The organism is Pseudomonas fluorescens, assembly GCF_902497745.1.
GTDB lineage: Bacteria > Pseudomonadota > Gammaproteobacteria > Pseudomonadales > Pseudomonadaceae > Aquipseudomonas > Aquipseudomonas fluorescens_BM.
Genome location: NZ_CABVHJ010000004.1, coordinates 219,592 through 241,215, shown reverse-complemented (window position 1 = coordinate 241,215; position 21,624 = coordinate 219,592). Strand labels below are relative to the sequence as shown.

Annotated in this window: 22 protein-coding genes and 1 tRNA gene; 14 read left to right on the top strand and 9 right to left on the bottom strand. The window is 58.2% G+C overall.

Going from position 1 to position 21,624, the window contains the following annotated elements; translation table 11 throughout:
* Nucleotides 1–19: 19 nt before the first annotated feature.
* From F8N44_RS08290 to F8N44_RS08275, 4 genes are all read left to right on the top strand, one after another.
* Nucleotides 20–1,306, top strand: coding sequence for a murein hydrolase activator EnvC family protein (locus tag F8N44_RS08290; RefSeq protein WP_150649981.1), 1,287 nt, complete (start codon nt 20–22; stop codon nt 1,304–1,306).
* A 34-nt stretch (nt 1,307–1,340) separates the two neighbouring features.
* Entirely contained in the window at nt 1,341–2,660 is a 1,320-nt protein-coding gene (locus tag F8N44_RS08285; protein WP_150649980.1) for a S41 family peptidase, read from the top strand.
* Nucleotides 2,661–2,662: 2 nt separating this feature from the next.
* Nucleotides 2,663–3,439 (top strand): divergent polysaccharide deacetylase family protein, encoded by a 777-nt coding sequence (locus F8N44_RS08280; protein WP_150649979.1) that lies wholly within the window; start codon nt 2,663–2,665, stop codon nt 3,437–3,439.
* A gap of 117 nt (nt 3,440–3,556) precedes the next feature.
* The gene (locus tag F8N44_RS08275) at nt 3,557–4,933 is read left to right on the top strand and encodes a Vps62-related protein (RefSeq protein WP_150649978.1); all 1,377 of its coding nucleotides are present in this window, start codon (nt 3,557–3,559) and stop codon (nt 4,931–4,933) included.
* Here F8N44_RS08275 and F8N44_RS08270 read toward each other — a convergent pair.
* Nucleotides 4,914–5,669: a substrate-binding periplasmic protein gene (locus F8N44_RS08270; RefSeq protein ID WP_150649977.1), complete on the bottom strand. Its 756-nt coding sequence runs from the start codon at nt 5,667–5,669 to the stop codon at nt 4,914–4,916. The genes F8N44_RS08275 and F8N44_RS08270 overlap by 20 nt on opposite strands.
* 322 nt (nt 5,670–5,991) lie before the next feature.
* On the opposite strand from F8N44_RS08270, the gene F8N44_RS08265 reads away from it, so the two are divergent.
* Nucleotides 5,992–7,509, top strand: coding sequence for a trypsin-like serine peptidase (locus tag F8N44_RS08265; protein ID WP_150649976.1), 1,518 nt, complete (start codon nt 5,992–5,994; stop codon nt 7,507–7,509).
* Between the two features lie 53 nt (nt 7,510–7,562).
* Here the strand turns inward: F8N44_RS08265 and hisF are convergent, their stop codons facing one another.
* The 6 genes from hisF to F8N44_RS08235 form a co-directional block, all read right to left on the bottom strand.
* Nucleotides 7,563–8,333, bottom strand: a complete 771-nt coding sequence (hisF, locus tag F8N44_RS08260; protein ID WP_007897430.1) for an imidazole glycerol phosphate synthase subunit HisF — start codon at nt 8,331–8,333, stop codon at nt 7,563–7,565.
* 9 nt (nt 8,334–8,342) lie between these two features.
* The gene (gene hisA, locus F8N44_RS08255) at nt 8,343–9,080 is read right to left on the bottom strand and encodes a 1-(5-phosphoribosyl)-5-[(5-phosphoribosylamino)methylideneamino]imidazole-4-carboxamide isomerase (RefSeq protein WP_003220753.1); all 738 of its coding nucleotides are present in this window, start codon (nt 9,078–9,080) and stop codon (nt 8,343–8,345) included.
* A 42-nt stretch (nt 9,081–9,122) separates the two neighbouring features.
* Nucleotides 9,123–9,383, bottom strand: coding sequence for a DUF2164 domain-containing protein (locus F8N44_RS08250; protein ID WP_008080554.1), 261 nt, complete (start codon nt 9,381–9,383; stop codon nt 9,123–9,125).
* Nucleotides 9,384–10,022 (bottom strand): imidazole glycerol phosphate synthase subunit HisH, encoded by a 639-nt coding sequence (hisH, locus tag F8N44_RS08245; protein ID WP_007909206.1) that lies wholly within the window; start codon nt 10,020–10,022, stop codon nt 9,384–9,386.
* A complete protein-coding gene (gene hisB / locus F8N44_RS08240; RefSeq protein ID WP_007909204.1) occupies nt 10,022–10,615 on the bottom strand; it encodes an imidazoleglycerol-phosphate dehydratase HisB in 594 nt (197 codons plus the stop codon). Before hisB ends, hisH begins: the two co-directional genes overlap by 1 nt.
* A gap of 273 nt (nt 10,616–10,888) precedes the next feature.
* Nucleotides 10,889–12,553 carry an OFA family MFS transporter gene (locus F8N44_RS08235; protein ID WP_150649975.1) on the bottom strand — a complete coding sequence of 555 codons (1,665 nt, stop codon included), beginning with the start codon at nt 12,551–12,553 and terminating at the stop codon, nt 10,889–10,891.
* Between the two features lie 224 nt (nt 12,554–12,777).
* On the opposite strand from F8N44_RS08235, the gene F8N44_RS08230 reads away from it, so the two are divergent.
* From F8N44_RS08230 to F8N44_RS08190, 9 genes are all read left to right on the top strand, one after another.
* Nucleotides 12,778–13,182, top strand: coding sequence for an acetyl-CoA sensor PanZ family protein (locus tag F8N44_RS08230; RefSeq protein ID WP_150649974.1), 405 nt, complete (start codon nt 12,778–12,780; stop codon nt 13,180–13,182).
* 78 nt (nt 13,183–13,260) lie between these two features.
* A complete protein-coding gene (locus F8N44_RS08225; protein ID WP_150649973.1) occupies nt 13,261–15,486 on the top strand; it encodes an AsmA family protein in 2,226 nt (741 codons plus the stop codon).
* Nucleotides 15,483–16,550 (top strand): A/G-specific adenine glycosylase, encoded by a 1,068-nt coding sequence (gene mutY, locus F8N44_RS08220; RefSeq protein ID WP_150649972.1) that lies wholly within the window; start codon nt 15,483–15,485, stop codon nt 16,548–16,550. The genes F8N44_RS08225 and mutY overlap by 4 nt, the downstream gene beginning before the upstream one ends.
* Complete coding sequence (locus F8N44_RS08215) at nt 16,547–16,819, top strand: oxidative damage protection protein (RefSeq protein WP_016986336.1); 273 nt, start codon at nt 16,547–16,549, stop codon at nt 16,817–16,819. The genes mutY and F8N44_RS08215 overlap by 4 nt, the downstream gene beginning before the upstream one ends.
* A 104-nt stretch (nt 16,820–16,923) precedes the next feature.
* Nucleotides 16,924–16,999, top strand: a tRNA-Phe gene (locus F8N44_RS08210).
* A gap of 581 nt (nt 17,000–17,580) precedes the next feature.
* Nucleotides 17,581–18,660: a hypothetical protein gene (locus tag F8N44_RS08205; protein ID WP_150649971.1), complete on the top strand. Its 1,080-nt coding sequence runs from the start codon at nt 17,581–17,583 to the stop codon at nt 18,658–18,660.
* A 76-nt stretch (nt 18,661–18,736) separates the two neighbouring features.
* Nucleotides 18,737–19,528, top strand: a complete 792-nt coding sequence (locus F8N44_RS08200) for a TSUP family transporter (RefSeq protein WP_007909181.1) — start codon at nt 18,737–18,739, stop codon at nt 19,526–19,528.
* Between the two features lie 8 nt (nt 19,529–19,536).
* Nucleotides 19,537–20,406 carry an alpha/beta hydrolase gene (locus tag F8N44_RS08195; RefSeq protein ID WP_224794752.1) on the top strand — a complete coding sequence of 290 codons (870 nt, stop codon included), beginning with the start codon at nt 19,537–19,539 and terminating at the stop codon, nt 20,404–20,406.
* The gene (locus F8N44_RS08190; protein ID WP_150649969.1) at nt 20,403–20,756 is read left to right on the top strand and encodes a hypothetical protein; all 354 of its coding nucleotides are present in this window, start codon (nt 20,403–20,405) and stop codon (nt 20,754–20,756) included. Before F8N44_RS08195 ends, F8N44_RS08190 begins: the two co-directional genes overlap by 4 nt.
* On the opposite strand, the gene F8N44_RS08185 is transcribed toward F8N44_RS08190, so the two are convergent.
* Together F8N44_RS08185 and F8N44_RS08180 are read right to left on the bottom strand one after the other, a co-directional pair.
* On the bottom strand, nt 20,753–21,043 hold the full coding sequence (locus F8N44_RS08185; protein WP_150649968.1) for a YceK/YidQ family lipoprotein: 291 nt from the start codon (nt 21,041–21,043) through the stop codon (nt 20,753–20,755). The two genes, F8N44_RS08190 and F8N44_RS08185, sit on opposite strands and share 4 nt — an antisense overlap.
* A gap of 75 nt (nt 21,044–21,118) precedes the next feature.
* Complete coding sequence (locus F8N44_RS08180) at nt 21,119–21,568, bottom strand: carboxypeptidase regulatory-like domain-containing protein (RefSeq protein ID WP_150649967.1); 450 nt, start codon at nt 21,566–21,568, stop codon at nt 21,119–21,121.
* Between the last annotated feature and the right edge of the window lie 56 nt (nt 21,569–21,624).

Sequence of the window (21,624 nt, the reverse complement as noted above, 5' to 3'; positions counted from 1 at the left end):
CCTGGTGCCGCCCGCCTCTATGCTCCGCGTCCTGATCGCCCTCGCTCTGACCTGCCTGCTCCAACCGGCCTTCGCTGACGAGCGCGCGCAAACCCAACAGCAGCTGGACGCCACGCGTCAGGACATTGCCGAGCTGAAAAAGCTGCTGAGCAAAGTCCAGGAAGAAAAGTCCGGCGTACAGAAAGAGCTAAAGGGCACTGAAACCGAGCTGGGCAAGCTGCAGAAGCAGGTCGATGCGCTGCAGAAAGAACTGCAGAAAAGCGAATCCGAGCTGCAGCGGCTCGATGCAGAGAAAAAAAAACTCCAGAGCGCGCGCACTGAACAGCAGCGACTGATCGCCATTCAGGCCCGAGCGGCCTATCAGAACGGTCGGCAGGAATACCTCAAGCTGCTGCTCAACCAGCAGAATCCCGAGAAATTTGCCCGCACCCTCACCTATTACGATTACCTGAGCCAGGCCCGCCTGGAACAGTTGAAGAACTTCAACGAAACCCTGCGCCAACTGGCCAATGTCGAAAAAGACATTGCCGCCCAGCAGGCCCAATTGCTGGTGCAGAAAAGCAGCCTCGATAGCCAGCGCGACGAACTGGAAAATGTTCGCAAGGAGCGCCAGCAGGTCCTCGCCAAGCTCAACGACGACGTGAAAGCGCGCGATCAGAAACTTGCCGCCCGTGAGCAGGATCAGGCAGACCTGTCTAAAGTCCTTAAAACCATTGAAGAAACCCTGGCCCGCCAGGCCCGTGAGGCAGAAGAAGCGCGGCAGAAAGCGCTGATCGCCCAGCAGGAAGCGGAAAAAAAGCGCTTGCGTGAGGCGCAGGCTGAAAACAGCGACGCCCCACGAAAACCCGCCAGATCCACTCCCGGCGCGCTGGTGTCCAGCAGCGGCGAGACCTTCGGTGGCCCTTTTGCTGCAACCCGGGGAAAACTTCCGTGGCCGGTTGATGGTCGACTATTGGCGCGCTTCGGCGAAACCCGTGGCGACGACGCCCGCACCAAGTGGGACGGCGTGATGATCAGCGCCTCTGCCGGCAGCCAGGTGCACGCCGTACACGGGGGGCGCGTAGTGTTCGCCGATTGGCTTCGCGGCGCCGGGTTGTTGGTGATCCTCGATCACGGCAACGGTTTTCTGAGTCTTTACGGTCACAACCAGACGCTGCTCAAGTCGGCCGGTGACGTGGTTAAAGCCGGTGAGTCCATCTCCACTGTCGGTAACAGTGGCGGTCAGGACACACCAGCGCTGTATTTCGCAATTCGTCAGCAGGGTCACCCGAGTGATCCAGCGCAATGGTGCCGCGCGCAAGGATAGGCGTTGAGTCACCTACATTAGGAGTTCGTTCGACATGCTGCATTTGTCCCGCCTTACCTCGCTGGCCCTGACGATCGCCCTGGTGATCGGCGCGCCTCTGGCGTTCGCCGCTCAACCGGCTCCGGCCGTCGCTCCGGCAGGCACTGCCGCGACCTCCAAGGCGCCGTTGCCGCTGGAAGAGTTGCGCACCTTTGCCGAGGTCATGGACCGGATCAAAGCCGCTTACGTCGAGCCGGTGGACGACAAGACGCTGCTGGAAAACGCGATCAAGGGCATGCTCAGCAACCTTGATCCGCACTCGGCTTATCTTGGCCCGGAAGACTTCACCGAGCTGCAGGAAAGCACCAGCGGTGAGTTCGGTGGTCTGGGCATCGAAGTCGGCGCCGAAGACGGTTTCATCAAAGTCGTCTCGCCAATCGATGACACCCCGGCGTCGAAGGCCGGCATCCAGGCCGGCGACTTCATCGTCAAGATCAACGGCCAGCCGACGCGCGGCCAGACCATGACCGAAGCCGTCGACAAGATGCGCGGCAAGATCGGCCAGAAAATCACCCTGACCCTGGTACGCGATGGCGGCACGCCGTTCGACGTGACCCTCGCCCGCGCGGTGATTCAGGTCAAGAGCGTCAAGGCGCAGCTGCTGGAAACCGGTTATGCGTACATCCGCATCACCCAGTTCCAGGTCAAGACCGGCGAAGAGGTTTCCAAGGCTCTGGCCAAGCTGCGCAAGGACAACGGCAAGAAGCTCAACGGCATCATTCTCGACCTGCGCAACAACCCGGGCGGCGTGTTGCAGGCAGCGGTGGAAGTAGTCGACCACTTCATCACCAAAGGCCTGATCGTCTACACCAAAGGCCGGATCGCCAACTCCGAACTGCGCTTCTCGGCCACCGGCAAAGACGAAAGCGAAGCGGTGCCGATGGTGGTGCTGATCAACGGTGGCAGCGCCTCGGCCTCGGAAATCGTCGCCGGCGCCCTGCAGGATCAGAAACGCGCGGTAGTCATGGGCACTACCAGTTTCGGCAAGGGCTCGGTGCAAACCGTGCTGCCGCTGAACAACGACCGCGCACTGAAGATCACCACCGCGCTGTACTTCACGCCGAATGGCCGCTCGATCCAGGCTCAGGGCATTGTCCCGGACATAGAAGTACGCAAGGCCAAGATCACCAGCGAGGCCGATGGCGAATACTTCAAGGAAGCCGACCTGCAAGGTCACTTGGGCAACGGCAACGGCGGCGCGGACAAACCGACCGGGTCTGGCAGCAAGGCCAAGGCCATGCCGCAGGATGACGATTACCAATTGGCCCAGGCCTTGAGCCTGCTCAAAGGGCTGAGCATCACGTCCGGCCGTTGAGGATGTCTTTGCGTTTCGTCTTCGTTCTGTTGTGCTGTCTGGCGGGTGCTGCTCATGCAGAGCCCGCCAGCACGAAACCACACAAAGCCTACCTGACACTGATCATCGACGACCTGGGGCAGAACCTGCCCCGGGATCGCCGCGTGCTGGCCCTGCCCGGCCCGGTGACCACGGCGATCATGCCTGATACCCCGCACGCTACCGAGTTTGCCCGCGAAGCCCATCGCGCCGGCAAGATCGTCATCCTGCACATGCCGATGGACCCGGCCACCGGGCCTTATGCCTGGCATCCGGAATTGCCGATCGAAGAGCTGGAAAAACGTCTCAACGCGGCGTTCAAAATGGTCCCCTACACCGCTGGCATCAATAACCACATGGGCAGCCGCATGACTGCGCAACCCGTGGCGATGGCGTGGTTGATGGGCGAATTGCAACGCCGGCACAAGTTCTTCGTCGACAGCCGCACCAGCGCACAGACTGTCGCCGCGCAGCAGGCGCAGAAGATCGATCTGGCCAGCGTTTCGCGAGATGTTTTTCTCGATGACGAGCGTACGGAGGCAGCGATCTCCACGCAGTTGCAGACCGCGATCAGCCTGGCGCGCAAGCAAGGTTCGGCAGTGATGATCGGCCATCCGTACCCGCAGACATTGGCGGTGCTGGAGCGCGAATTGCCCAGGTTGAAGGCTCAGGGAATCGAATGGATCGATATCAAACAGATGATCAGCGTGCGCAGCAATCGCGCCATGGCTGGCCATGGCAAGGACGGCGTGTATCGGTAACACTTTGTGACGCTGACACATACATAGTTACCACCCGATAACCACCCCCGTTCCCGATAGTGCGACCTGCAACAGGTCGTGACGCCCCCGCGTCGCTTTCAACTATCAGGAATCATCATGACTATTGAAGACAATCCCGCAGCGCATCCCAAGCAGATGGAACCGATCACGCTGGACAATCTGCTGATCAACTTCACCACGGAGTTTCACCGGATCTGGAGCACCAACGGTTCAAAAGCAAAACCCGCCACGTTCTGGCGCCCCACCCCTGCTCCGGATGCACTACCGGGCTACTTTCCGCTGGGCGACGTGCTCATTCCCGGCGACACCAATATCAATGGCGAAATGGTCGCAGCCGTGGTCTGCGAGAAAGGTATCGAAGGGGTCGAAAGCACTAAAGGAAAGGCCCTCGGCCGCCCTGTCGATTTTGAACTGGTCTGGAAAGAAACCGGAGCGCCCAGTGTCACGCGCATGTCGATCTGGCGACCTTTGCCCCCTGTCGGTTACGTCGCACTGGGGCTCGTGTGCTCCAACGATCACTGCAAACCTTCATTGAACTCAGTACGCTGCGTCAGGCTCGACCTGGTCATCGCAGCGAACGTCGGCGAGCTGATCTGGAATGACAAGGGCAGCGGCGCCAAGCTCAGTTTCAGCGCCTTTGCCATCGAACCGCCGACTGCCGCCGCAGGCGACATCCATTTTGCGCCCGGCACTTTCGTGGGTGTCCAGGGCTATAGCAAGCCTTTAGCACCTTCGACGGCGTACAGCCTGCGCATGCAAATCCCGCTACAAGTCAGCGCGTCGCCGCAAACTCCGACCCTGACCGGGTACGCGAAGCCTGCAGTAAACGAACCCGCCAGCGTCACTCAGATTGCCCGCCTGCCCTGGTTCGCAGTGCGAGACCATGTTCATCCGGGCGAACAATTTCGCAATTCGCCCTACTACGAACTGAAAAGAACTGACGAATACGTGCTCATTGGTCACGAGCGCAATGAATCGGACAAGTATCGGGCCGTTAAATGGACCGCGCCGCGCACGCAAAACGCGGTGACGATGCGTATGTTCAATAGTTTTACCGCTATGGAAATCGTCAAAGCCTGGCCGACCGTGCCTCTGAGCGATATTCGCATGACAAAATTCTCAGCCTGCCTGCCGAAGCGTTTTAACCAAACCGAAACGTCTTCCAGCGGCTGGAACGAGCTTCGACCTCAAGTGGTGATTGTCATGGCACCGAAGCAAACAGCCGTGGCGGTTTATCAGATGCAAAGCCATTACGAGTTGGTACGGGAAGACGGCACTCAAGTGGCGGTCGACTTTGGTTATACCGATGATTCAAGCGTTCTGCTGACGCAATATCCGCCGGAGTCCGTGGAGGTCGTCAGCTCGTGTCCGCCACTGACGACAGACACCCCGGCAGAACCGGACATCGATGGCGCCGACGTTAACGCGCAGCTATTACCGGACCTGGTTGTGGCTACAGATACCGCCCCATGATCTCGTCCACCACGCCTTCTTTGCGCAATTGATCCAGTGCGGACTGAAGCCTGGCGACGACTTCGTCGGAGACGTCCTTGTTCAGCGCCAGATACAGTTCCGCGCTGTTAAAGCGCAACACCGTTCTGAGGCCGGTGACACCGTCCTGCCGTGCCAGATAGCGCCCGGCAGGATCACCGGTGGCCCACAGATCGATCTGACCATTGACCAGTTTCTTCGCGTTGTCCTGATCACGTAGCACCACGATCGGCTTCAGGCCTTGTTTGGCCAACGTCTCGGCAATTGCATCGCCCTTGTAGGCGCCAACTCTGTACTTGCGCGCGTCATTGAGGGTTTCGAGGGTGATCTTGCTGTCAGCCTTGGCCAGCATGATCCAGTCGTCCGGGCCGATCGGGCCGACCCATTTGAAGAGTTTTTCGCGATCCGGCAGGCGCGCCATCACGAAGGCGCCGTACCCGGGATTTTCCAGGGCGAGTTTGTAGACGCGCTCCCATGGGAAACGCAACGTCAGGCTGTAGGTGATACCCGCACGCTTGAACATCTCGCGGACGATGTCGGCGGCGATGCCGTTGATGTTTTCGCCTTTGGCGAAGTTCTTGCCATCTTTCGCCATGTTGTACGGCGGGAAGTTTTCGGTGAGGAGCACCAGATCGGTGTCGGGACTGTTTTCGGCGCGGACAGTGTTGATGAGCAACATTGATGTGCTGGCGAGAACAAGAAGCAGGCGTTTGATCATGTCGGGCTACCGAAATCCATGGCGTGCCCAAGAGTGCCTTGGGTGCGCCATGCTGTCCACTGGCCTGTATGGTTTTCGATCCTGACCCGATTAAAAAGCATCAGCACGTGCTGAAGAATCAAAAAAAGAGCATGCGAAAGAACAGTTATCAGCCGTATCAGAGATCCCTGCGGCATTCACCGACCCCTCATATTTGACTTGCAGATAACAGCACTCACAACAAGTCACATTAGCCAGCACATAACGAACAGCACAACCCATTAAACTCACCAGAGAAACACAGCTGTTACATTAACTCCTGAAATACGATCAAGGATTGATCATGACAAATAAAGTCCGAATATTTTTTGCGTGCTCAACAATAGCACTGGCACTTCCCTTAACCTCCTGCACAGGCACTACAGCCGAAGCGCCGGAAGCAATTCTGCTAAGTAACGCGGGTGGCGAATTTAATCACTGGAACGGCGTTGGCAAGATTTTCAAAGACGACAGGCCTTATTGCAGCGCATTCCTGCTCGATACTCGCGAAACAGGTAAAGATGCAAACGGGCCTGCTTACGTAATGACTAATGCGCACTGCACTTCCATCAGAGTCGGCACCATCGCTGACATTGCTTACCAAGGCCAGATGCAGTTCAATTTTTTCCATGACACGCTCGCAGGCGCCAAGCGTTATGACATCGACAAGGTCAACTGGGCCAGTCTTGCCAGTACGGATATCGCAATATTGCAGTTAGGCGCCTCACTGGACAGTCTGCTGAAAGACGGAATAACCCCACTCAAGCTCGCGGCGGCAGCGCCACGCAACGTCAGTCAGGTAAACCTGGTAAGCGCGCCGGGCACTGCAGCCGGCCTGAGGCTTTCCACCTGCACACAAGAGCCGACCCACACACCCCTTATCAAGTATTTGACCATTCACACCGACTACCAAAAGCAGAACTGCAAAGGAATTGAGCCTGGCTCATCCGGCGCCCCGGTGATCGATGCTGAAACGGGACAAGTGACCGGCATATTATCCGGCACTACTTACGGTATCCCTTCGGATGACTTGTGTTTCTGGCATGGTCTGTGTGGCGATGAAAAGACAGTATCTTTATTGCCGCATCAGGCCAGCCAAAGTTTTCCTGTCGACTATCTGACTGCTTGTTTCGCCAATGGAACATTCCGCCTCGACGCAGATAACTGCGCACTCACTCCAAACTCAAACTTTCAGCTCAGATCAAACTCAAGAGCAATTACAGATATCAGACTGCACAAAGCACCCACCCGCACCAGCCAGCCAACACCCAAGTGGGATATCAATTTCTCCATGAGCACCGAGTTCTATCGCTTCAAGACTGTTCGGGATGCACAGGCTTGTTATTCACCTGACAACTACAGCGATCGAATCAGTACAACCAACGCAACAGTGCAATCAGAGATTGGCCGAGAAGCCGGACTGCATTATTTATGTTTGATTGGCGTGAACTCAATCGATCAACAAACCGATAGCCGACTTCTTGGAAACGCCCAAATCCTCGCAGCAAGAGTCGTAACGCCCATTCCGATGCAATTACCCGCACCGTCGCTCACGATTGAGCCAGACGGAGATTATCTTTTTATAAAGTACCGTGAAGAGGCGGATCGCAATCTCTGGACCCAGATCTACACGGGCCCGGCAGATGAAACCAATTGCGCCGATATCAATCCTGAGCACTACAGCAAAGTCGACGACGGGTTTTACACCCCCATTCAGGCGCTGCCATTGACGCTATGCAGCTTCACGATGGATCGAAACCTGAGTGTTTCAGAGGTTCGGACTGATCAACTGCATCCTACGCAATCCCGGATAGCAGAATGAGCCATGTGGCGGGTCTCGCTCGACGCGAAGTCCGCCACAGCACCGACGGCAATCTACCGCATCACGATCCCGCGATGCGCCATATAGGCCTTGGCTTCCTGCACGGTGTATTCGCCGAAGTGGAAAATACTCGCCGCCAGCACCGCACTGGCATGGCCCTCGAGAATGCCATCGGCCAGATGCTGCAGGTTGCCGACACCACCGGACGCGATCACCGGAATGCCCAGCGCATCGCTGATCGCGCGGGTCACGCCGAGGTCGAAACCGTTTTTCATACCGTCCTGATCCATGCTGGTCAGCAGGATTTCACCGGCACCGAGGCCTTCCATTTTCTTCGCCCACTCGACCGCGTCGAGGCCGGTTGGCTTGCGCCCGCCGTGGGTGAAGATCTCCCAGCGCGGGGTTTCGCCCGGGCCAGAAACCTTCTTCGCATCGATGGCGACGACGATGCACTGCGAACCGAAATGCTGCGCCGCTTCACCGACGAATTCCGGATTGAACACGGCAGCGGTGTTGATCGATACCTTGTCCGCGCCGGCATTGAGCAGGTTACGAATGTCCTGCACGGTACGCACGCCACCGCCGACGGTCAGCGGGATGAACACCTGGCTGGCCATGCGCTCGACGGTATGCAGCGTGGTGTCGCGGCCATCGACGCTGGCGGTGATGTCGAGAAAGGTAATCTCGTCGGCACCCTGCTCGTCGTAGCGACGAGCGATTTCCACCGGGTCACCGGCGTCGCGGATGTTTTCGAATTTCACACCTTTGACGACCCGGCCGTTGTCCACGTCCAGGCAAGGGATGATGCGTTTGGCCAGCGCCATGGTCAGTCCTCAGCCTTGGTACGAATCGCAGAAAGCTTGCGCTTCGGCGACGTCGAGGGTGCCTTCGTAAATCGCCCGGCCAGTGATGGCGCCGATGATGCCTGGCGCCTTGGCGTCGAGCAGCGACTTGATGTCACCCAGATTGTGGATGCCGCCGGACGCGATCACCGGGATTTTGGTGGCAGCGGCCAGCGCAGCGGTGAACGGCACGTTGCAGCCCTGCATCATGCCGTCTTTGGCGATGTCGGTATAAACGATCGAGGACACGCCGTCGGCTTCAAACTGCTTGGCCAGATCGATGACCTGCACGGTGCTGATTTCAGCCCAGCCATCGGTGGCGACGAAACCGTCTTTGGCATCCAGACCGACGATGATCTTGCCCGGGAACGCGCGGCACGCTTCAGCGACGAATGCAGGATCTTTAACGGCTTTGGTGCCGATGATCACGTAACTGACGCCAGCTTTGACGTAGTGTTCGATGGTTTCCAGCGAACGGATGCCGCCACCGATCTGGATCGGCAGGGTCGGGTAGCGCTTGGCGATCGCGGTGACCACTTCGCCGTTGACTGGCTGGCCTTCGAAAGCGCCGTTCAGATCGACCAGATGCAGACGGCGGCAACCGCCCTCCACCCACTTGGCAGCCATGCTCACCGGGTCATCGGAGAACACTGTGGAATCTTCCATGCGGCCCTGGCGCAGACGTACGCAGGCACCGTCTTTAAGATCGATAGCGGGAATAATCAGCATCTGGCAAACCTTCAAATTTGAATGTTCAGCTTGGCTCGGAAATCAGTTTTTCTCGAGCGCCCACAGGTCGCTTTCGATGCTTTCAAACCGCTCTTTGAGGTGGGTCTGCACATCGAAAATCGCCCTGTTGTAATAGTGCGGAGCAATTTCGCGGGTAAACAGCTCAAGAATTTCTGCCGCTTCGAACGAACCGAGGTCGAGCTCGAAACGGTCTTCCATGAACCGCTGAATCTTGCGATTGGCCTCGTTCTCCTGTTCGGGAGTGAGGGTCAGGATCGGCGGTTTGGTTTTCTTGGCGGCCATTTACCAGCGACCGTCCCACGCGGCGAAGTTCTGCAGCAACTGCAGGCCATGGGTATGGCTTTTCTCCGGGTGGAACTGCACGGCGAAACGCGAGCCATCGGCCAGCGCTGCAGCAAAATCGACACCGTAATGACCGCCACCGACCACTTGCCGCGCGTTGGCGGCGGCGATGTAGTAGCTGTGCACGAAGTAGAAACGCGCCATGTCCGGAATGTCGTGCCACAACGGGTGGCTGACCTTCTGCTTCACCTCGTTCCAGCCCATGTGCGGGACCTTCAGGTGTTCGCCGTCTTCATGCAGGTCTTTGCCGAAGAACTTCACCGCGCCCGGGAACAGGCCGATGCAGTCAACGCCGTCGTTCTCTTCGCTGGTGTCGAGCAACGCTTGCATGCCGACACAGATACCGAGGAACGGACGATCCTGACTGACTTCGCGCACCAGCGAGTCGAAGCCGAGGCGACGGATCTCCGCCATGCAATCGCGAATCGCGCCAACACCGGGGAACACCACGCGGTCAGCTTCGCGAATCACCGCCGCATCGCTGGTGATCAACACCTTGCCGGCACCGACGTGCTCGAGGGCCTTGGCCACCGAATGCAGGTTACCCATGCCGTAATCGATAACTGCAACCGTCTGCATTACAGAACGCCTTTGGTCGATGGCATTTGCCCGGCCATGCGCTCATCCAGCTCGACGGCCATGCGCAGCGCGCGGCCGAAAGCCTTGAACACGGTTTCGATCTGGTGGTGGGTGTTGGTGCCGCGCAGGTTGTCGATGTGCAGGCTGACCAGCGCGTGGTTGACGAAGCCCTGGAAGAATTCCTGGAACAGATCAACGTCGAAGCCGCCCACGGTGGCGCGGGTGTACGGCACATGCATCTGCAAACCTGGGCGACCGGAGAAGTCGATCACCACACGCGACAGCGCTTCATCGAGCGGCACGTAGGCATGACCGTAGCGACGGATGCCTTTTTTATCGCCAATGGCTTTGGCAAATGCCTGGCCGAGGGTGATACCGACGTCTTCCACCGTATGGTGGTCGTCGATATGCAGATCGCCCTTGCATTCGATATCCAGGTCGATCAACCCGTGACGGGCGATCTGATCCAGCATGTGCTCAAGAAAAGGAACACCGATATCGAATCGGGCCTTTCCGGTGCCATCAAGGTTGATCGAGGCTTTGATCTGGGTTTCCAGAGTGTCGCGCTCGACAGAAGCCTTACGTTCGGCCATCACCAGCTCCGCAAAATCATTGGGCGAAAAAGGCAGCCATTATAGGCACGCGGGGCCGAAACAGAAACACGAGAGGTGAGATGGCTGACGGATAGAACGCCCGGCTGTCGCGGGTAGACATGTCCATACAAGCCATTACAGGCAGCGCAGAAACAAATGTGGGAGCGAGCCTGCTGGCGAATGCGGTGGGTCAGCCAACAACTAAGTTGACTGATATTCCGTCTTCGCGAGCAGGCTCGCTCCCACAGGTTCGGTGTTTATGCAGCTAACACCTTAGTGAAACAGTACCGCCGTCTTCTGCAGGGTCACCCACACACCCCACGCCAACGGAATCCCCACCGCCAGCCACGCAGCAATTGCCAGCGGCTTGCTGCCCGGCGCCGCTTTCCACTCCAGAACGGTGCTGGCGTCAGCACCCTTGTCGTGGCCCAGCGCCTGTTCGGCGGCCAGTTCAGCGTCAGTCATGAAGTACTTGTCGGCCACCGGACGCACCATCAGGTTGCACAGGAAGCCCAACACCAGCAGACCGGCGAGGATGTACAAGGTGATGTCGTAAGCGGCAGCGCGTTCGACACCGATGCTCAACTGATATTCACGCAAGTAGTTCACCAGCACCGGGCCGAGCACGCCAGCGGCAGCCCAAGCGGTCAACAGACGACCGTGGATCGCGCCGACCATTTGCGTACCGAACAGGTCAGCCAGATAAGCCGGAACAGTGGCGAAACCGCCGCCGTACATCGACAGAATGATGCAGAACGCCGCCACGAACAGCGCAACGTTGCCGAGGTGACCCATGTTCGGAATCAGCGCGTACAGGGCAAAACCCAGGGCGAAGAACACGAAGTAGGTGTTTTTGCGGCCCAGGTAGTCCGAGAACGAGGCCCAGAAGAAGCGACCACCAATGTTGAACAGGCTCAGCAAACCGGTGAAGCCTGCAGCAATCGCAGCGATCGAAGCCAACTGGCCGGCATCGAGCTGGCCAAACGGCACATCAACGCCCAGCAGCTTGCCACCGAACACTTCCTGCAGCAGTGGCGAAGCCATGCCGAGAATGCCGATACCAGCAGAAACGTTCAGGCATAGCACCAGCCAGACCAGACGGAATTGCGGGGTTTTCCACGCCACATTCACGTGCACATGGCGATGAGTGATCATCGAGTTGGAAGCCTTTTTCGCCGGAGCGGTCCAGCCTTCAGGTTTCCAGCCGGTTGGTGGCACGCGATACGACAGTGCGCCACCGATCATGAACACAAAGTAGATCGCGGCCATGGCCACGAAACTCTGCCAGACGCCAACACCTTCAGCCGAGCCGAAGTGGCTCATTAGCGCGGTTGCCAGCGGTGCACCGACCATCGCGCCACCACCGAAGCCCATGATTGCCATGCCGGTCGCCATACCGCGCTTGTCCGGGAACCACTTGATCAGGGTCGATACTGGCGAGATATAACCCAGGCCGAGACCGATACCGCCGATCACGCCGGAGCCAATCCACATCAGCCAGATCTGGTGGGTATAAATACCCAGCGCCGAGATCAGCAGACCGCCGCACCAGCAAAGAGCCGATACAACGCCAGCCTTGCGTGGCCCGGCGTGTTCCAGCCAGCCACCCCAGATCGCTGCCGAGCAGCCGAGGAAGATGAAGAACAGCGTGTAGATCCAGCCGAGCATCGAGATCGGCCAGTCACATTGCGACGAGAACACTTGTGCGATGAAGCTCATGTCCGGTGCACAAGCTACCGGAGCGGTAACGCCCAGCGCCTTGGACAGCGGCAACCAGAACACCGAGAAGCCGTAGGCCATGCCGATGCACAGGTGAATGGCCAGAGCGGCCGGTGGAACCAGCCAGCGGTTGAAACCGGGCTTGGCGATGATGCGTTCCTTGGACAGGAACGCAGGCTGGTCGGCGCGAAGGCCGTCCGCCGTGATGCTCGTGCTCATTGTGTATCCCCCAATTATTAGTATGGTTCGCCAGCCACTGTTCACCCCCGGCCTTTATGCACGCAGGCATGACCGTTTTTTTGGGTGAAGCTCCTATTAGGCGCGACGTTAAGTCGCAGAAGGACGGACGAACGGGCGAAGGTTACCATTTGCACGTGACAGAAAAACCAAACTGATATCACCTTTTTTATGTCATCTGTTCTCGTACCACTCAGGAAAGCGCCATGCCGATCATTGTCCAAGCCCTGAAAGACGCCAGTTATCAGGATCAGCAGGATTTGCAGAAGATTTATCGCGATGCGCCAGAATGGCTGTTTGCGCCGTTTTCCGGGGAGACCGACCTGATCGACAGCGTCCTCGCAGACGGGACTTTCATCGCCGGGCGCTTCAACGACCGCTTGCTCGGTGCCGGTCGTCTGCAAAGGCACCACGACGTTTGGTATTTGTCCCATTTATGCGTACGAAAAGTTACCCGTCGCCGTGGAGTCGCCGAACGCCTGGTGAACCAAGCGCAGAAAATGGCGTCGCAAGCGGGGGCTGAACTGCGTCTGCTGGCGCCTGAAGGGCATTTTGAAGCTCAGGCACTCGCCGCCAGGTTGCAGGTGCGGCTGGAAGTCCTGGCAACATGACGTCACAGCGAACCGGGCGGTTGCAGCGCTATACTCCCCGGCTAATTTACGAATTCGACTAATTACAAGGACTCGCCCATGAAAGCGTTCGGCAAAATCCTGGGTCTGGTACTTCTCGGGTTGTTGCTGATCATTGTGGCGGCAGGTTTTGCCCTGACCCACCTCTTCGATCCCAACGACTACAAAGACGAGATTCGCCAGATTGCCCGCGACAAGGCCCACATCGAGCTGACGCTCAATGGCGATATCGGCTGGAGCCTGTTCCCGTGGCTCGGCCTCGAGCTGCATGAGGCCAGCGTCGCCACCCTGATCAAACCTGCCGAACCGTTCGCCGACTTGCAGATGCTCGGCCTGTCCGTGCGCGTGCTGCCGCTGCTGCGCCGTGAAGTGCAAATGAGCGACGTGCGCGTCGAAGGTCTGAACCTGCGCCTCAATCGCGACAAGGACGGCCATGGCAATTGGGAAGACATCGGCAAGGTGCCTGCCCCGGCGGGTGCAACGCCGCCAGCCGCTACGGCAGGTCAACCGGCCAGCGAAGCTCCTGTTGCGGTGGAAAAACCACCGCAGCCGATCCGTCTCGATATCGACAGCCTGACTGTCAACAACGCCCGCGTTGAGTACAACGACGAGAAGACCGGCAAGCAGTTCAGCGCCGAAAGCATCCAGTTGAGCACCGGCCCGGTACACGATTCGACCAATATCCCGGTAAAAGCCACCGCATTCCTTGGCACCAATCAACCCGTTCTGCGCGTGCGTACCGAGCTCACCGGCGAATTGCGCATTGAACGCGCACTGCAACGCTACAAGCTGGAAGACCTGAAGCTGTCCGGCGAACTGGCTGGCGATCCGCTACAAGGCAAGACCATGACCTTCGCCGCACAGGGGCAGTTATTACTGGATAAAGCGGCTAACGTCGCCGAATGGACTGGCATCAAGATCTCTGCCAACCAATTGCGTGCCCTGGGCGAACTGAAAGTCAACGACCTCGACAAGACACCGCAGATCACCGGCGGCATCTCCATCGCCCAGTTCGACCTGGCGAAATTTGTCGACAGCATTGGTCAGAAACTCCCGGCCATGGCCGAAGGCAGTCTGAGCAAGGTCGAACTGGTCAGCCGTGTGGCCGCCACGCCGACCAGCATCGCACTCGACAACATCAACCTGAAACTCGACGACAGCAGCTTCAGCGGTCGCATCGCCGTCGAAGACTTCGCCAAGCAGTCACTGCGCGCGATCCTCAAGGCTGACACATTCAACGCTGACCGTTATCTGCCGCCAAAATCGGCGCAGGCCAATAACGCCACGCAGGTACGTCAGGCCGAAGTGGCCAGCACTGAAGCCGATGCCATGGCCGGCGCGGGCTCAACGCCTCTGCCGGACAAACCAAGCAAAACCGCCTGGAGTACCGAGCGCCTGTTGCCGGTTGAACGCCTGGCCAAACTCGACGTGGACGCCGACCTGACCTTCGGCCAGTTGACCCTCGACAAACTGCCGATTCAGAACGCCGCACTAAAGGCCAACGGCCAGGGCGGTCTGCTGACTCTGACCAACCTCAGTGGTGAGTTGTACAACGGTGGTTTTGCCGCCAACGGCACCCTTGACGTTCGCCCAAGCGCGCCGGTGCTGAACCTGCAGACCAAACTCAATCGTGTGCCTGTAGAAAAAATCCTCGAAAGCCAAGGCAAGAATCCGCCGGTCAAAGGTCTGGTGACCCTCACCAGCACCGTGACCGGCAGCGGCAACAGCCAGCAGGCGCTGATTGACACCCTCAACGGCAACGCCAGTTTCGTGATCAACAACGGCGTGCTGCTCAACGCCAACCTTGAGCAGCAATTGTGCAAAGGCATCGCCACGCTCAATCGCAAAACCCTCAGCGGCGAGCCACGCGGCAAGGACACACCTTTCCAGGAACTCAAGGGCAACCTGACCTTCCGCAACGGCGTCGCCAGCAACCCGGATCTGAAAGTGCGCATCCCCGGCATGACCGTCAACGGTGACGGCGACATCGACCTGCGTGTGCTCGGCATGGATTACCGCGTCGGCATCATCGTCGAAGGCGACACCAGCGCCATGCCGGATCCAGCGTGTCAGGTCGGCGAAAAATTCGTCGGCATCGAGTGGCCGCTGCGCTGCCGTGGCCCACTGGAGCTGGGCGCCAAAGCTTGTCGCGTCGACAACGATCGCCTCGGTCAGGTCGCGACCAAACTGGCCGGCGACAAGCTCAGTGAGAAGATCGACGAGAAACTCGGTGACAAGGTCAGCCCGGAACTGAAAAACGCATTGAAGGGGCTGTTCAAGCGATGAGAGCGGAGCAATTTTCCACGGCGGTGCTGGATTGGTTCGACCGCCACGGCCGCCACGATCTGCCTTGGCAGCAGGACATCAACCCGTATCGGGTGTGGGTGTCGGAGATCATGTTGCAGCAAACCCAGGTCAGCACCGTGCTCAACTATTTCGACCGTTTCATGGCCGCGCTGCCAACGGTAGAAGCACTGGCCGAAGCGCCGGAAGACGAAGTGCTGCACCTGTGGACGGGGCTGGGTTACTACACCCGTGCGCGCAATTTGCAGAAGACTGCGAAGATCGTCGTCAGCCAGTACGGTGGAGAGTTTCCCCGTGACGTTGAAAAGCTCACCGATCTGCCGGGCATTGGCCTGTCCACCGCTGGCGCCATCGCCAGCATCAGCATGGGCCTGCGCGCGCCGATTCTCGACGGCAACGTCAAACGCGTGCTGGCGCGATTTACCGCGCAAGAGGGTTACCCCGGCGAGCCGAAAGTCGCCAAACAGCTCTGGGCCAACGCTGAGCGCTTTACGCCGCACGATCGGGTCAACGCCTACACCCAGGCGATGATGGATCTCGGCGCCACGCTGTGTACGCGCAGCAAGCCAAGCTGCCTGCTATGTCCGCTGGAGCGTGGTTGCGAGGCGCACATGCTCGGCCTCGAAACCCGCTACCCGATCCCCAAGCCGCGCAAAGCCATCCCGCAAAAGCGCACGTTGATGCCGATGCTCGCCAACGGCGACGGCGCGATTCTGCTGTACCGCCGCCCTTCGACGGGTTTGTGGGGCGGTCTGTGGAGCCTGCCGGAACTCGATGACCTCGACGACCTGCAACATCTCGCCGCTCAGCACTCGCTGACCATGGGCGAGCAGCAGGCGCTGCCGAGCCTCGTCCACACGTTCAGCCATTTCCAGCTGTCCATCGAACCCTGGCTGGTTCAGGTGCAGGAGGCCGCCCATCACGTGGCCGAGGCCGACTGGCTCTGGTATAACCTCGCCACCCCGCCGCGCCTGGGCCTCGCTGCCCCGGTCAAAACCTTGCTCGAACGCGCGGCCGCCGTATTGAACGCAGGAGAGTCGCCATGACCCGCACCGTAATGTGCCGCAAGTACAAAGAAGAACTGCCCGCGCTGGACCGCGCCCCTTTCCCGGGCGCCAAAGGTCAGGATATTTTCGACCACGTCTCGGCCAAGGCCTGGGCTGACTGGCAGAAACACCAGACCCTGCTGATCAACGAAAAGCGTCTGAACATGATGAACGCCGAAGACCGCAAATATCTTCAGGGCGAAATGGACAAGTACTTCTCCGGCGAGGAATACGCCAAGGCTGAAGGCTACGTTCCGCCTGCAGAGTAAACCCTGCAAAATCGGGGGTCGGATCGTAAGCGACGGAATTAATTTAAGAAATTTTAAAAAAGTCGTTGACGTAAATCCGAAAAACCCTTTTAATGCGCCCCGTTGCCCAGATAGCTCAGTCGGTAGAGCAGGGGATTGAAAATCCCCGTGTCGGCGGTTCGATTCCGTCTCTGGGCACCAAATACCGAAAACCCTGAATCGCAAGATTCAGGGTTTTTTTATGCCTGCGATTTGATAAGCCGTCCCTCACCCCCTCTTGCAGTGCTTTTGCTGGCCATTATTTTGATGTTAGGCTCCGTCAGCTTTTCCGGCAGGTCATTGTTGACTGCCCGGAATAATCGCCGGGCACTTCAGCCCTGACGATCAGCATTTAACGCATCACCCAATCAACGCACTCCGCGCCCTCCAACATCGGAACCTACCGAAGTTGTTGCTGGCACCCGGACAGTTGCGTCTGCGAGCAGGAACGCTCGCAGAACTAACACCCATCAAAAAGTTGTCATGGAGGACAAGACCTCAGCGCAGGTCATCTGCTGTTGTTTCAGCTGTCAGGCAAGCGACAGCAAACACTGACCAGGCATTCAGCATTTTGTTTGAACTGTCGCGTCACAGCGCCCTGTGCCCTCCTGAAAAAACCAAACCTGTATCAACTCGCCCACGTCCGCATCAGTGCGTGCGCTCGGCACGCATTGCAGCATCGAAACAGCCAACAGCTCCCACAAAAAAATACAAAGGGAGCCGATACGACAGGGATGTAAACAATGACCGAAGTCCTACAACACACTAATAAAACCGTTGAGTCTTTAGTTGAACAGGAAGTCAGAACTTTCAGTTTTGATACGCAACAAGCCAAGCTGCTGCACACCTTCTCTGAAGAACTGGCAGCCATGGGCGGGCCACAAGCCGCAGGCGCAAAGTCCAAAGCCTCACTAGCTGCGACAGAGTTGAGGTTTTCGTTTTCCAAGGATCAATGCGAACTGCTTGGCGCGTACTCCGACGGCCTGGTTTCCCTGCTGATTTTTGAGGGGATGCAAAAAGTCACCGACACCAGCCCACCGGATGAACTTCCCGAGCTGGCCGCTCTGGAGAATCGTCACGACGTACTGTGTCTGGCGGCACGTAATCAGATTCTGTTGAAACTGGTGGATAACAGCTCCTTTGCCTACGACATGGACAACGAAGGCAAACTGGTCCGAATTGTCGCTAACTTCAAGGGCGGCGGACTGACCAAAATCAATGACGAACCGGAAATCAAAGAGCTGAGTTCCCATTCCGGTCTCGCCCTCGGCCCGCACACCGAAGCGCCTTACTGGTGCGCTGTGAACGCGCAGGACGGGCATTCGCCCTCGCCCTCGTCGTTGATACTGTCGGCGCTATGGAATCCAAGCCTGGAGCCCACCTCGGTAATTCCGTTGCCACCCCTGCTGGACGAAATCGGTGTCACCGGATGCCTGGCACTGACGACGGGCAGCTTCCAGTTCACCCGTAGCGACTCTTTCGTCAACGGCAAGGGCGAGGATGGCCGCAATGTTTCGATTCTGGAGTTCGATGACAACGTCGGATTCGCCGCGCGATTCAACTCGTACCGCTTTTCAGTCAACGACAACGCCTCGGACTTTGTAAAAGAGGCTTACTCCGCACTTTGCCAAAGCGTGGGTAAAGCAACACCGGTGCAATACACACTGACGCAAGAGTCGGCCATGGTGATCAATAACGTTCGGGCGCTGCATTGTCGCGATGTCATCAAAGACAACCGACGTGTGCTGGTGCGCATCTTCGGCCTGTCGAAGTTCTCGTCTCCGATTGTCATTTCAGACGATCCGCTGCTGATACAGGGCTGATATTCACCGCACGGCAAGGCTGCTCAACGGCCAGTCATGTGGATGGCTGGCCAATAACTATAAAAGGGAAAACGTAATGGCTTGGGATGTAATTGGCATGTTGGCGCTTGTGGCATTTTGCGCCGGTTTTTTTGATGCGATTGCCGGGGGTGGCGGTTTGATTACTTTGCCTGCCTTGTTTCTGGCCGGTGTCGATCCGATCAGTGCGATTGCCACCAACAAGTTCCAGGCCGCTTCGGCCACTATCTCGGCCACTGTCACTTTCGCTCGCAAGGGAATGATTGAATGGCGCGAGGGACGCTTCCTGGTTATCTGTGCATTTCTGGGTGGCGCCAGCGGGGCACTGTTGGTCAGTTCGATTGATAAGCGCTATCTGGAAGTGTGCGTGCCCGTCATGCTTATTCTGGTGGCGATCTACTTTGCGCTCTCGCCGAAGCTGGCCAATGAGGATCGACGCAAGCGAATCGGCATTCTGCTGTTCTCGTTCACTGTGGCGCCGATACTGGGCTTCTACGACGGTATCTTCGGCCCGGGTGTAGGCTCGTTCTTTATCGTCGGTTTCGTGCTGCTCTGCGGGCTTGGCATGATGCGGGCGATGAGTTTCACCAAACTGGCCAACGCGTCGTGCAACCTGGGTTCGCTGTCAGTCTTCATCACCAAAGGCGTGATCATCTGGCCGATCGCGATTGCCATGGCTCTGGCAGCTTTCCTCGGCGCACAACTGGGCGCCAGAGCCGCTGTCCGGGTCGGCCCACGCTTGATCAAACCCATGTTGATCGTGGTCTGCTGCGCCCTGGCGATCAAGCTGCTGAGCGTGGAGACCAATCCATTGCGTGTTGCAGTCCTGCACACCCTGGCAGCCTTGTGATCAATCGGTTGGCGCTGACCGGCGCGTCTCGACTTCGCTCTCGATTGCAGTTCAACGAGGCGCCAACCGGTCCTGAATTTTTCTTTGCGCAAACCTTCGCCGGCTACCAACTGGAAGGTCGCGTACTGGCCGGTTCCGCTGCGGAAGCGTCAACGCCGAAGGTGCTGGCCATTCACGGTGCTCGCTCTGACTATTCGCGACTCAACGCCATCCTGTATCCCTTGCAGGCGCAGGGAATTGCCAGCCTGAGCTTCAATCTTTCCGGCCACGGCCCCAGCACCGATGTTGCCCTTGAAGACACTTCACTGGCGCAGAACCTTCAGGAGGCCTTGCAGTTTGCCGATCATCTTGGCGCTGAACTCAGCACAGTGATCGGTCACAGTCTGGGCGGCGCACTGGCGCTCAAGGTAGCGCAAGCGCATCGCGCTTCAGTCAGACGCATCGTGCTGTTCTGTCCGGCCCTGTACGCGGAGGCAGCCTGGCAGCAACCGTTTGGGTCACCCTTCAAAAGCGCCATTTCGGTGCCTTACGGTTTTCTTGACTCGCCATCGCTGGAGTTCCTGCGCACGTTTGACGGGGAAGTCTTGCTGGTGATCGGCGAATACGATGGTCTTCAGGCAACCACTTTTGGCGGGAACGCTGGTACGTCTGCCGGGACGCAGCAAATCGGCGCTCGCGAGATCAACAGCGCGATTCCGTTTGAAGTCATCGAGGCCATTGAAAAGAGCCTGGCACCTCATGAGTTGAAAAAAATCGTCCTGCCAGGCTGCGACCACGCGGTATCAACGTGGCTCAGGGAAAACCCGCCGCGCGCAGTGGAACTGGCCAACGAGATAGCGCGGTTCATCAATGCCGGAAACAGGTCCTTAGCGTCATGAATCAAAGGAAAACCCGCGTCCCCCTGCCCCATCCGCCACCCTATCGCCCAAGCCGCGTGACGTATTGGCTGACCGTCCTGGCCGCGCTGCTGATTACTTTAGCCATCGGGTTGTCGATCTGGATGCTGGTCGACAGCTGGATCACCGGCTCTATCACCACCAATAATCGCGGCCCGCGCAGCACTTACACCCTTGCCCTGCAACCGCGGCAGTTCTGGTTCGAGTTTGTCTGGCAGAGCGTTGGCACAGTGTTTCTGCTGGCGGTGGGTGTGTTCGGCGTGTGGATCTATCGCAAGGTTCAAGAGCCCGTGCACACGCCGAAGAGCAAGCGTCGCGCAAAGAAAACCTAAAGCGTATTGATGTAATCGATCGGCAACAGAACCGTATCCAGCGCGGCATCCACCGGCAGGGATATGACGGTAATGACCGGACAGACAATCATCATGTAACAGACGATCGCCGCCGGCATGCCATCGCTGCCGCCTCCACGCACGCCCAGCAGGTGAAGGTTGCCATCAACCCCTCGGTAATACTGGGCATCGGACAAACCATCATTCAAACGCCCGACAAACGTTCCGCAGCCGGTCAACTGCAATACCAGGCCGATGACACAAACAGCACGCAAAATCCCTTTCAAATCAGCGCTTCCCTACGTCACAAAGATGAGGCGCGGGATTGTACCCGCGCCTCGGCTTTGCAATCACATCCATCGCTAACCCGCGTCATTCCAGTGGAACACCAGATTGCGCGCCGTGCCGCTGCCAACGTCGGTCACATCGTGCCGCGTTTCGCCTTTTCGCGTGGCCACCACCGTGTACTTGCCGGGTGGTAGTTGCACGTATACCAACGGGCCTGTCTGGTTAAGCATCAGCACGGTTTGCCCTGGCGACTTCTGAATCATTAAATCGACATCAGCGGTGTACTCGTCTTGCGCGCCCACGGCGAATGTCATGTGCAGGTTGTAACCGCTGGATTGTTGAATGGCCTTCGCCTCATCCTCACCGATCCCGCCGGCCAGATAAGTGACGCCGTTCTGTTGTTGCTGCTGAACTTGCACCCCCGCGCTGTCGATGGGCTCAAGACTGGAGGCCTGCAACATCACCGGAAACAACAGTGCAGCGACTGCGGCGATGGGCAGCATGAATGAAAGAACGCGTTTCATGATCACGACTCCCGGGTTCTTGCAGAACCCAACCGTTACTCCTTTTAGATTTTGCG